7 protein-coding genes are annotated in these 12,780 nt (G+C 32.6%); 5 read left to right on the top strand and 2 right to left on the bottom strand.

The features are described 5' to 3' along the window. Window positions 1–98 precede the first annotated feature (98 nt). Window positions 99–449, top strand: coding sequence for a DUF4047 domain-containing protein (locus tag HM981_RS09235; RefSeq protein ID WP_179338499.1), 351 nt, complete (start codon window positions 99–101; stop codon window positions 447–449). Between the two features lie 469 nt (window positions 450–918). Here the strand turns inward: HM981_RS09235 and HM981_RS09230 are convergent, their stop codons facing one another. Then, a complete protein-coding gene (locus tag HM981_RS09230) occupies window positions 919–2,952 on the bottom strand; it encodes a hypothetical protein (protein WP_179338498.1) in 2,034 nt (677 codons plus the stop codon). Between the two features lie 70 nt (window positions 2,953–3,022). Beyond that, window positions 3,023–4,945 (bottom strand): T9SS type A sorting domain-containing protein, encoded by a 1,923-nt coding sequence (locus HM981_RS09225; RefSeq protein WP_179338497.1) that lies wholly within the window; start codon window positions 4,943–4,945, stop codon window positions 3,023–3,025. 382 nt (window positions 4,946–5,327) lie between these two features. On the opposite strand from HM981_RS09225, the gene HM981_RS09220 reads away from it, so the two are divergent. The 4 genes from HM981_RS09220 to HM981_RS09205 all read left to right on the top strand — a co-directional run bounded on the left by HM981_RS09220 (window position 5,328) and on the right by HM981_RS09205 (window position 12,777). Beyond that, window positions 5,328–7,241 (top strand): sulfatase, encoded by a 1,914-nt coding sequence (locus HM981_RS09220; RefSeq protein ID WP_218846378.1) that lies wholly within the window; start codon window positions 5,328–5,330, stop codon window positions 7,239–7,241. 180 nt (window positions 7,242–7,421) lie between these two features. After that, entirely contained in the window at window positions 7,422–8,189 is a 768-nt protein-coding gene (locus tag HM981_RS09215; RefSeq protein ID WP_178984318.1) for a T9SS type A sorting domain-containing protein, read from the top strand. Window positions 8,190–8,493: 304 nt separating this feature from the next. Continuing rightward, entirely contained in the window at window positions 8,494–9,837 is a 1,344-nt protein-coding gene (locus HM981_RS09210; protein WP_179338496.1) for a T9SS type A sorting domain-containing protein, read from the top strand. Window positions 9,838–10,062: 225 nt separating this feature from the next. Continuing rightward, entirely contained in the window at window positions 10,063–12,777 is a 2,715-nt protein-coding gene (locus tag HM981_RS09205) for an outer membrane beta-barrel protein (protein ID WP_179338495.1), read from the top strand. Window positions 12,778–12,780: the final 3 nt, after the last annotated feature.

Here is a 12,780-nt window from a genome sequence, read left to right as displayed (position 1 = left end):
TCAGCAACGAAATGATGAATGATAGAACGCCATTAATGTTAATATTAATTAAGTTTGTTATTCAAATAAATAATTAATCTTAAACAATTTTTAAAATTATGAAAAAAACAATTTTACTACTCGTATTTAGTATCGCAATGTGTAGTTCAGTATTTGCTCAAAAAAATGCAGATAAAAAAATAGAACAAAAAGTTAGTGCATATGTAGAAGCTGTAGAAAGTAAGTTAACACTAACGAGTGAAGAAAAGGAAACATTAATAACTATAAAAGAAGCTCAGGTGAAGGCTAGTTTTGAAATTAATGCTAAGTATGAAAAAGGTTCTGAAGAGCTAAAAGAAAAAAGAAAAGAAAGTAATAAAGAATTTTCTAAGTCTCTCAATAAGGCATTTGGAAAAGACAGAGCTAAAGAAATAAAGTTGGCATCCAGAAAGAATAAGAAGAAAAAGTAAATTCTGTTTTAATAGGAAATTCCTATTAAATTAGACTTTAGATTTCATGCCCTTTAAAAGTATTCCCCTAGCGAATACTTTTAAAGGGCATGACTTTTTATATAATAAAGATCTATTATGAAGTAGTGTAATAGAGACTTTATAATTATTTGGAATATCTATAAAGTGGTAATAAGTTTGATTTCACTATAATTATTTAAGATGTTGAATAGATGACCTCTTCTAATGCTTGTTGTAACCATTTTCTTTTGGTGTAATATTTAATGGCAACAACTTTAGTCTACTCTTTAATTTATGTCCGTAGCGCAACTAAAACGTATGAGCTTTAATTATCGTCATTATAAGTTTTTGGTTTACGTTTTTTAGACTAATTAATAGATAATTGAAAAACATGCTTTTCTACTTAAATAACATATAAAAAAAGCTTCTTGGAGACAAGAAGCTTTTTTTATATGTATTATAACACGTTTTATCTAATACGCTCGATTGTAAAATGTGTTTTATTAGAAGCAGCCTCTATCGCAACTACATCAGGTGATGTTGCATTCTGAGTATTAAGAGCAAATATTTCAACAAAATCAGTATCAACAAGTTGAATCACACACGAAATCTGCCTAGCGACTTGACTAGAATCGCTTAGATTATAATAGTGATTTGCAGAAAATTCTTGATATAGATTGCCGTTTATGTATACCGCAACACCATAATACTCTGTATTGGTTTGTGACGTTGTAGTTTGAAAACTAGCATCTATTCTGTAAACACCTCCGTTATTAGGTTCAAATCTACTAGTGCTGGTTTTAAATTCTCCAGAGGAAGTAGCATCAAAATCTACCGTGTCAAAATCTAATTTTTGCCATCCAGAATCATCGAGAACTTGGTGAACAAGCGGTGTTGTTTGGTCAAAAGTAGCTCTAATAACCGTAAACGTAGAAACATCTGGTACAACAGGTATGGTTTGTTGATCCTCAAAAGTTAACTGACCAGCACCATCTGTAACCAAAATTTGATCTGCAGTACCATCTGCAATTGGGAAAGCGTAACCATTGGTTACACCTGGTTCCGCAATTTGTAACTCACCATTTACTCTTAATATGTCGTTATCAAACTCTCCATAGATTAATGGTGTTGCACTACTTGAATTTTCAATTAGTAACGTATTGTCAACCGCAGTCTGAGTACCAGTAAAACCAGCATTATGGCCAATAAAAACGTTATTATTCCCAGTTGTTCTGCGACCAGTACTTTTTCCAATAAACACGTTGCTATCTCCTTCTAATTCACGACCAGAATGTTGACCAACAAGTACATTCGAATCTCCTGCTAATTGACTACCAGCTCTATTGCCAAATAGTACATTAGAGTTTCCAGAAGACTCATCTCCTGCAAATGAACCGAAGGCAGTATTATTACCAGATGTGTTAGCACTAAGTGCTGCATGACCAAATGCAGAACTGTTATTAGAAGTAACAACATTATTAAGTGCCTTGTATCCTACAGCTGTGTTTTGTGCACCACTTGTATTTGCGTGTAAAGCATGATAACCAACGGCAGTCAGAGAATCTGATGTATTAGATCTAAGCGCACCATGACCAAACGCAGAATTACTACTTCCACTAACGTTTTCATTAAGCGCCTCGTAACCAACTGCTGTATTAGATGTTCCAGCTTCATTTTTAAATAAAGCATGATAACCAACAGCAGTCAGGGAATCTACTGTAGCATTAGTTAAAGCTTCTGTACCAACTGCGGTATTTCCAGCTCCAGTTAAATTTTCATACAAAGCCAAGTTACCTATCGCCACATTGTCAGCTCCAGTTGTATTTTTAGCCAATGCTTGTGTTCCTATTGCAGTATTATAATTTGCAGTCGTATTTTCTTCTAAAGCACCTCTTCCAAAAGCAGAATTTCTTCGTCCTGTGGAATTACTAGCTAAGGCTCTAAAGCCAAAAGCAGAGTTATTTAAACTTGTATTTAAACTCAAGGCTTGAAATCCAAAAGCAGAATTGGCATCACCATCTACATTTGTCATTAATGCGTTATAACCAACGCCAACATTTTGATTGTGATCAGCATCATCATTTAATCCTGCATCAATCCCAATAAAAATAGAAGAACCGTCATTAGTACCATCTACATCAGATTTTGCATCAGAAAGATCATTTAGTTTTTCAATACTTGAAAACCGAATCCAACCTGTTGTTACTTGATCCCAATGATAAAAACCTTTAGAATTTAAACCAACCGTTGTGGTTAGGTAAACGAGCATTCCATCTTGGGCAGCAGTAGGATTTGTTGCAGGGAAGGTATCAATTCGAGGAATTAAGATGCCATCTACATTTGAAGGTGTTGCTTGATTAGATGCTGTAATATCTAAAGTGGCTTGTGGATTTGTGTTTCCAACACCAACTTGTGCGTAGGAAAAAGAGGCCATAAATAATAAGGCATAAAAAACAATATTTCTATGACGCACTTTTCTTTCTTTAACTAATTTATTTTTCATACAAGGAGGGATATTTATATATTTTCTCAAATTTATTGTTCTTTTTATTTAGATAATAATAACTGTTGTTTTATTGTTTTATAAATTTAAAAACTTGAATTTCATTGTTCTCTGAATAAGCTTTTATAAAATAAACACCTTCAGTTAGTGATGCAACATCAAAGGAAGTTTGATTGCTTTTAAATTCTAAAATTTTATTTCCGTTAGTGTTGTAAATAACTGCAGAAGCAATTTCTTTTGATAATTTAAAGTTTTGCTTTACAGGATTTGGAAATAAAGCAAGCTTGTTAAAATCATCATTAGAATCAATGCTTAATGATTCACCTACTAAAAAAGCTCCCACTGGTCGTACATAAGGTTCGTAATCTGGTTTTGGAGACTGCATCATTCTATCATTTAAGTCTTGCATTATAGCCATTTCATCATCCGTAATTAAACCATCGGTAATAGTTGTACTCCAAGTAATCGTTGCACCTGCATCTGTAAACGTTCTTATAAAACGGTAGGCTTGTTCAACTTCAAAAACTAAATCAGCACTAGCCACACTCCAACGATCTCTAATAGGTGCAAAATAATGTTTTAATGTTTGCTTGCTACCATCATAAGAAGACCAAGGGTTTTCAGTAATTAAAGGGAAAGAAAACTCTTCATAAGCCCATGAATTTGGCGGTGCTCCTTGACCTAGTGGTGTAGGATGACCCGCAGTAAAATCCATATAAGGGTCATTTGCTTCTAAAAAGAAAACTCTATAATCTGTCGGATCATCATCATCTGTTGCATCGGAATCTACAAATATATCATCACCATTCTCATCCTCAACATACGACTTCGTTAAATTGGTAGCAATAGCCACATCAGGATCAACTTCTCTAATCATAGCGACAAAATCACTTAGTTCTCCTGGTAAATTGGATAAATTATCTAACCAATAACCATCTACTAAGCCTTCAAATCGCTCTACATATCCTTTGACTAAAGTTCGCCATGCCAAACCTTCATCTCCTCCAAATTCTGTATTGTAATACGTTTCCCATGCTGCTAAAATTTCAAATTCTCTATCACTACTCCCTTGAAGATGTCCTGGGCCTGCACCATTTAGATACAAAATAACTTTCTTTCCAGAGTTTCTAAAAACATCAATAACATCAAGAATAATTTGTTCATTATCTAAAGTAGGTACCATATCTGGATGAATTTCATTGGCAATATCTACATATGGATTATCTCTTAAGGTATAATAATAACCATGTGCTGGATGTGTGAAATTTGTAATAACATGTCCAACAGCTGGCAAATTATCTACAATTTCTTGTGCGCCAGCAACCCAATCATCATTACTAGAGTTGTCTAACCGATAACCTCCATCTAAATTAAACCGCACACCCCAAGAACTAGATAAAAATAATGCATTTCGTAAGGGTTGCTCAAAACTCCCAGAAATAGTATCAATATAATAGGTTGATGTTAATCCGCTAGTATCTGCAGAAGCAAATACAATCATAATTTGATCGTAACCTCCAGCAATTAAAACATCGGAAGGAATTGTTTCTTGATCAAAATCGTAAGAAAAAGATTCCCAGGTTTCCCCTACAGAAAAATTTGCTTGTTGGTATAGGTTGCTCGAACCTCCAATACTTGAGTTTTTTAAAAATAATCGGATTCTACTATTTGTGGTGTTCAAATCAGAAGTTTGTATAGATGTAAATGCTTTTAACGCTATCGTATTTGAAGACAAATCTGTTATAGGTACTGATAAATTAAATATAATTCTTGAATTTTCTTGCCCATCTCTTACAAATTTAGAAACAGTTGCATTTGAGTTTATACCATTGGTCTCAGGATTTGTTTCATCTGTAGTAAAAAGTCCTTGTTGCGTATTAGAAAACTGGATGTTATTTGTTTGACTTGAATTCTCATACCAAGTCTGTTGCGCAGCAATGGTACTTAAGCAGAAAAATGAAAATAGAACTATAAAATTTATTTTGTTAATCATGCTTTTTATTTTTCATAAAGATAATAAGGTTGTTATTATTGTGATTTCTCTAATCAATCCATTTGTTACTGTAATCCATCTAAATGGTTATCATCTAATTGAAAGCTAAGTTATATATTGCAGCCGACCTTAAATGCCTGATTATCTGATAGTGTTTTTCACTCTTTTTATTATGGAAATATTATGAGGAACCAAAATACTTAATTTCTGATTGATATTTGAATTGATTGATTAAAGCAAAATTTTAGACGTTATAAGACATCGTATAACTATATAGTTTTGTTATTTAGCCAAAGGATTTAAATCGTTTTAAAGTGAACTCAATAAAACGTAACAATGAATAAAAATTTTAAGAGCAAAGGAATAATTTAATAAAATTGAAATGAGGTATAAAGAATTTACGATATGTATTATCGCAGCTATGTTATGTTTTAGCTGTAATACACAAAACCCAAAAGTATCGAACCAAAAAACTCAAAATACTGATAGACCAGAACCTAATGTTCTTCTTTTACTTACTGATGATTTAGGATGGCAAGATGTAAAGGTTTATGATATTGATGAACCTTCTCCTTACGAAACACCAAACATTGATGCCTTCGCAAAAAAAGGTATTCAATTTTGGCAAGCCTACTCACCTGCTCCAACTTGTGCACCGAGTAGATGTGCTATAATGAGTGGAAACCATCCAGCAAGAGCCCAAAAAACACATGTTGTTGGTGGTGCACCTCCTACCGTTTATGCAAACAAAGACACACAACGCATTATCGATCCTTGGTATAGTGGACGAATGCCAGAAAACGAAATGACTCTAGCAAGAGTATTGCAGCAAAAAGGTTATACCACAGGGCATGCTGGAAAATGGCATATGGCTATTAACCACTTTGCTTTCCCGCAACCTACGGATCAAGGTTTTGATGTGTCTACTGCAAATCGTGGAGCAACGAGTCCACAAAAACCACATCGTTTAACCGATTTTGCAACAACTAAAGCTTCTGATCCTTACCGCTTGGATGAAAACGGTTTTCCATACCATCAAAACAGTCAAGATGCCTTAAACTTCTTAAAAGAAAACAAACAAGATCCTTTTTTCTTGTACTATGCTACGTTTCTTGTACATGCACCAATACATACAAGGAGTAAAGCCCTCTTAGAAAAATATTGTAAAAAGTTAGGTGTGCCTTTTCCAACGGATCCTGATCATTGGGACGTAAAAGGACAGAACAATCCGTATTATGCAGCCATGGTAGAAATGTTAGATTACTATGTAGGACAAGTTTTTGATTATTTAGAAACTACCGATGATCCACGTTGGCCAGGTCATAAACTAAGTGAAAACACTTATATTATTTTTACTTCAGATAATGGAGGAATGGAAGGTCATCCAGGAGAAGTTTTTACTGACAATTATCCATTAGACAAAGGAAAAATAAATGCTAAAGAAGGTGGTACAAGAGTGCCTTTATTGATCTCAGGACCTGGCATTATAAAAGGAATAGAATCTGATGTTGTAGTAAACGGACTTGATTTTTACCCAACTATCCTATCCTTATTAGGAATTGAGAAACCAAAAGACAAACATTTGGATGGTGCAGATTTATCGACGTTGTTATTAAAAGATCCTACCGATTCTAAATTAGTTTTAGATGAAAATGGCAAAGAAAGAACGTCTATGATGTGGCATTTTCCACACGCGTCTTACCAAAGTACGTTACGTGTAGGTGATTATAAATTCATTAGAAATTATGACTATAAAAATAACCCTAGAACACCAGAATATGAATTATATAAATTATATACCACCAATAATGGAGTCGCAGAACGTGTGGATATTGAGGAGGCAAATAATTTAGCGTCGTCTTATCCTGAAAAAACAAAAGAAATGAACGCGCAATTGACTTCTATTTTAACAGAAATGAAAGCGAGTTATCCGTCTTACAATCCCTATTACAAAAGTGATATGGAGCATAAAGAAACGGTTCCCACTGTATTATCTCAATCAAAAGAGAATAACCAAGTTACTTTTAAATATAAAGAAAATGGAGCTAAGGTGATAAAGGCCGATTTGATTTATACAACTAACGGAGGGCACCAATACGAAGAATGGTTTAAAACCGATGCCAAAATAAATACTGATGGTACTATAGCAGCCAATTTACCTAAAGGTACTACCCATTATATTATTAACTTAATTGATGCGAATAATTTCTTAGTAAGTTATCCTGAAATACCTACGATTAAATCTCTTAAAATGAAGAAAAAAAAGTATTCTAACTATGCTCTAAGTAGCAAATAATAAAGTTTCAATTGAGTTTACAACAATTATCTTTAGCTCTAAAATAAAACTATAAACCATTGTTTTTTAGTAATTTTAAGTTTTTACACAAGAAATGAGCATACTTTTGGGTTAATTTAGCAAAGAAAAATAAAATAATAGAGCTAATTTTGTCTAACTAATTTTAAAACCATATAAATTATGAAAAAACAATTACTTTTTACAGCAATTTTACTTTTTGCTACAGGTGTTACATTTGGGCAAGCAACAGTGCTTGATCCATTAGACTCTGAAACACAGCAGATCAGTATAGCAAGTACAGATTATACTCAAACTGGAGGACCTTTTGCGCCAAACGGAAATGGTGCTCATCTTAATGCAACTATACCAGAAACTCTTAATGGATCTATTAGTTTTGATGTAGTTTCTTCTGGAGCAGATTTCGAAACATCAATTGTTTTTCACGTAAGAAAATTATTTGGTAATTCTGGGAGTGTAACTATGACTGTTGATGGCACAACTGACGCACCGATTACTTTAGCTGCTGACGCTAGTGCAAGCAACCTTAATGGCTTTGAGACATTTGATACGTTAACATTTTCCCAAAATGTTACTATTACATCTGTTCCTAAAACGATAACATTGGATATTAATATTTTACAAGACCTTTCTAATAGCGCTAGAATTAGATTCTATTGGCTTAGATTTTCTAATGAAACTTTAGGTGTAGATGATTTTGAAACACAAAAGACAAGTGTTAAAGTTTATCCTAACCCAACAAAAAATAGCTTTCAAATAGATGCTAACAACAGTATTGAGCGTGTAGAACTTTATAATATTACTGGCCAATTATTAAAAACATATAGCGAAGAAGCTAATTATGATATTAGTGATTTAGCAAAAGGTATTTATATTGCAAATATTAAGACGGAATTAGGTTCTAAAACAATGAGAATTGTAAAAGAATAAGATTTCGGTATTCAAGTATTTAATGCAACAAACGTTGTTGTTATAAATTGATTAAAAAAAGTTCCTTAGTTAAATTTAACTAAGGAACTTTTTTGTTTTCTCAAAACATTACAAAATAGTGTTATCTCAGTTTAAACCATTAATTAATCTGTGAAATGTCTATGCTTTTAAGACTCATTTTGAGAATGCCCTTCATTACATTATTTAAGTATAATAGTTGTGATAGAAAAATTTTTGGTTGAAATAAGCAAAGAAAAAACACCTTGTATAACTAACTTTGATTAACTAATTAAAACTTTATAATATGAAAAAACAATTACTTTTTATCATGTCCTTTTTATTTGCCACGACGTTGGCATTTGCACAAGCTATTATAACAGTGGATGCAGCAGATCAAGATTTTACTATGATTTCACCTTTAGTAACTTCTGTTTCTACTGGAACGGCTGCTACTATTTCAGAAGCACCCGCTACACCAAATCGTACTCAAATAGTGGCTGATGAAGCTGGTTCTAACGATGTTGCTGGTACGTTTGACCTTGTTGCTCAAACTTCATCAGGTACTATTGACGGTACTATTTCATTTGATTTTAGAAAAAAAGAAGGAAATACATTGGCTATAAAAATTACGGTTGGGTCTGAAACACCACAAACATTCACATATAGTGAAACTGATGGTGGTACTGGTACATATCAAGTATTATCTGCTACTTATGCTGGAGCTGTCACATTTTCAACTACACCAACGCCTATTACATTTGAAATTACAGATTTAGATTTAGGAACTGCACCATCAGTTACTGCATCAAGATTGTATAAATTTAACGTTACCGATAAAGACGTGCCTGAACCACCTTTGGATGCAGAAGCCGTTTTAGAATCTGGAAATGAATGGTATCATAACTATAGCCCAGATACATTTAGCGTAACACTTAATGAGGTGCTAGGCGGTGAGTTTTTAGAACAAGCATCAGCAGTGGCTACACCAACAACTACTGGAAACAGCAGTCCATTAGTTGCCAAGTTTACAAAAGGAGAAGAAGTACACTCACAATTAAAGTTTCAATTACCGGCTATAATTACTTCAGCAAATCAATCAGCTGCTATTTTTAAAATAAGAGCCTATGCACCATCAACCAATGTAGATGGCAGTTCTGGTAGAAGATTAAGATTGTTTTTGCGAGATGGAATTGAAACTGCAGGCCAAAAGAACGTAACAATTGATGTTACTGTTTATGATCAATGGGAAGAATACACCTTTGATTTTACAGGAGTTACACTTACAGATGGTGTATCTTATAGTACTGTAAACCTATTATTTGATCAACCAGATGCTGATTTTCTCGCCACAGGAAATGTATATTATTTAGATGCTTTTCAAGGACCATCTGCAACCACATTACCTGTAAATGACTTTGAATTAAATAATGCATCTATTGTTGCTTACCCTAATCCTGTAACTAACAGTTTTCAAATAGATTCTAATAGAAGTATTGAGAGTCTTAAATTATATAATATTACTGGACGTTTGATAAAAACATTTAAAGAAGAAGCTAATTATGACATTAGTGATTTATCAACAGGGATTTATATTGCAAATATCAAGACGGAATTAGGATCTAAAACCTTGAGAATTGTAAAAGAATAAAAATTTAATATGGTCATTTTAAGTAATAGACGTTGCTTAAATTATTTTGTAAAAAATAAAGGTAGTAATTTAAATTGCTACCTTTTTTTTATCTATAAATGAAAACCAAGCTATTTAAGCGATAGGGTTTACAATTATATAGAACTTAAAAGTAAGGCATAAAGACACTGTCTTTTTCAATTATAAAAATGCTCTAATTTAAAATCTAAGTGATTTAACTGTGACATGAATCCATCAAAATTCTTAATATTAGTTTTTCTAGTTCTGTCTAATGTTCTTTTTAGTCAGTCTTCACCTCCAATTAAAGGTATCGTCATAACCGAAAATAAAGCGCCTATAGAATTTGTTTCTGTAGCTCTCTTAAGACAAAAGGATTCTACATTTATTAATAACACCATTACTGATATTAAGGGTGAATTTGTAATTTTGGATACACCTAAGGACTCTCTATTATTACAATTTTCTTACTTAGGATATGTCACGCATTTTGAGAATGTCTATTATAAAAACAAACCTATAGACCTTGGCGACGTCATTCTTAAAGAGGATTCTTATGAGTTAGATGCCGTTACGATATCTGCTGTAATACCAATTCAAATAAAAGAAGATACTATTGCTTTTAATGCCAATTCTTTTAAAGTAAACTCAAGTGATAATCTAGAAACGCTTTTAAAAAAATTACCTGGTTTAGAGATTGAGTCTAATGGAAAAGTAATTGCTCAAGGTAACCAAGTCACTAAAATATATGTCGATGGCAAAGAATTTTTTGGAGGAGATCCGGCACTTGTATTAAAAAATTTATCAGCAGATGCCATTGCAAAAATTGAAGTCATCGATAAAAAAAGTGATGAAGCAGAACTAACAGGCGTAGATGACGGTAATAAACAGATTGTGATAAATTTTACTTTGAAAAAATCGAAAAAAAATCAAGGTTTCGGAAAAGCGTCAGCAGGTATAGGATTAGACAGTCGCTACTTTGGCAACGTTAACTACAACAAATTTTCGCCAAAAACACAATTGGCAATTATTGGTAAATACAACAACATCAATATTACGGGATCTAACATTCAAGGATTTCTAGAAAATGCTGATGGCATTGCTGATGAATCTGATGATGACAATTCCAATTCAAAAAAAACAAAAAGCTTAAGTGGTTATTTAAAAACGGGAGTAAGCGGCATAAATATTGGACATGAGTTTAAAAAGAAAAAATCTCTTAATGCCGACTATTTTTACAATCTCTCGGACAACAGAGGAACGTCCTTCTCCAAAAGAATTTCGTTTTCAAATACCAATAACTTTGATTACGAAGCAGATAATAATTTTGACAAGGTTTCAAAAAATCACAATTTCAATTTTAATTACATAAACAAATCAAATCGTACAAATAGCCTAACCATTAAAGGGCGTTTAAATTCGGATGAGGTGATACAAAATTCAGTTAGAGACGGATTTTATTATACTGAAGATGGTGATTTAGTAACTTCAAATAGTCAAAACTACAGTAATAATAACACTAAAAAATCATTATATTTTAATATTAACTTCTATCAGAAATTAGCTAAAGCTGGTCGTAGCTTTAGTGTTGGGTTTAACACCAATATAAGCGAACAAGCAAAGGATAATGAACAAACCACCTTTGTGACCAGAAATATAGATAGTGACAACCCTACAAATACTGAGATTTTTGCGCTACGAGACGAAACGTTTAATAACGGCTTATACAATTTCAATTTTAAATACACAGAACCTTTAGGTAATAATCATTATTTTAAATTTCAATCCTTTTTAAAAGTTTTAAATCAAAATGAAGACATATACCAACTTAAAACCACAATAACGAATGATAATGCCGAAGAGCTCTTTACTTACAAATACAACAACAGAGAAGGCAGTTACCAAAACCGATTGGCATACAATTACAGCACCAAAAAACTGAACATTTTTGCTGGAGTTGAACTTCAAGAGCTCGATAGATCTTTTGGTGTCATTACAGAAGATCCTTTTAATAGCAATCAATTTTACTTAAATCCATTTTCTACACTGCAATACAAACCTAAAAATGGTGTAAAATACAGATTGGTCTATAACCGAAAAATACGCAGCCCTCGCACTGCAGAAAGCTCAACAGTTATCAATGATTTAAATCCGTTTTTTATAAGAAAAGGAAATCCTAATTTGAAAACAGAAAAAACTGACGATTTCTCTTTAATAGCTAATATATACAACTACAAATCATCGCTAAATTTTACAAGTAGAATTAAATATCAGTTTTCTAGAGATGCTATTATACAAAACATTGCTATTGATGATGACTTTGTTAAAACAAGAAGTTATATCAATAGTGGAGAGCGAAAACGGTTTTCCGCCTTTTTTAATTTTAGCAAAAAAATAAAGGGCCTAGGAATTCGCTATGCTATAAAGAACAGTAGTTTTTATAATTCTTCCACATCATTAATTAACCTTCAACTTAACGATGTGGTTTCAAAAGATATTCTAATGGGTTTGTCAATAGAGAACGCAAACAAGAATGTTATAGATTTAAAGCTTGGAACCAATTACAGTGTTAATAACACCTCATTTTCTATAGAAAAAGATCTTAATCGAAGGTATAAAAAGCAACATTATTATGCTGCCGTGGATTATGATTTCACAGAAAAACTGAATTTTAATACGCAATTTGATTATTTCGCTTTTTCAGATAATCAATTTGATAGTAACCTTCAGCTTCCTATATGGAATATGGCTATTTCTTACAATATAGGAAATAGCCATAATAGTCTTAAACTGGTTTTAATAGATCTGTTAGATAGAAATGTAGATTTTGAAAGACGAAGCACCACCAACTATTTTGAAGAAACCACATCAGAAAGTTTAGGACGCTACATCATATTGAGTTACACCTATAGATTAGGTAGCCGTCAGAAACAAAAAAGTTAGATA

The organism is Winogradskyella ludwigii, from assembly GCF_013403985.1.
GTDB classification, from domain to species: domain Bacteria; phylum Bacteroidota; class Bacteroidia; order Flavobacteriales; family Flavobacteriaceae; genus Winogradskyella; species Winogradskyella ludwigii.
Note: the sequence above shows the minus strand (reverse complement) of the source record. Positions and strands in the feature narration are given on the sequence as shown.

Excerpts from the sequence above, each read along its gene's own strand:
- HM981_RS09235 (WP_179338499.1), top strand. The coding sequence starts at position 99 with ATGAAAAAAACAATTTTACTACTCGTATTTAGTATCGCAATGTGTAGT.
- HM981_RS09230 (WP_179338498.1), bottom strand. The coding sequence starts at position 2,952 with ATGAAAAATAAATTAGTTAAAGAAAGAAAAGTGCGTCATAGAAATATT.
- HM981_RS09225 (WP_179338497.1), bottom strand. The coding sequence starts at position 4,945 with ATGATTAACAAAATAAATTTTATAGTTCTATTTTCATTTTTCTGCTTA.
- HM981_RS09220 (WP_218846378.1), top strand. The coding sequence starts at position 5,328 with ATGAGGTATAAAGAATTTACGATATGTATTATCGCAGCTATGTTATGT.
- HM981_RS09215 (WP_178984318.1), top strand. The coding sequence starts at position 7,422 with ATGAAAAAACAATTACTTTTTACAGCAATTTTACTTTTTGCTACAGGT.
- HM981_RS09210 (WP_179338496.1), top strand. The coding sequence starts at position 8,494 with ATGAAAAAACAATTACTTTTTATCATGTCCTTTTTATTTGCCACGACG.
- HM981_RS09205 (WP_179338495.1), top strand. The coding sequence starts at position 10,063 with ATGAATCCATCAAAATTCTTAATATTAGTTTTTCTAGTTCTGTCTAAT.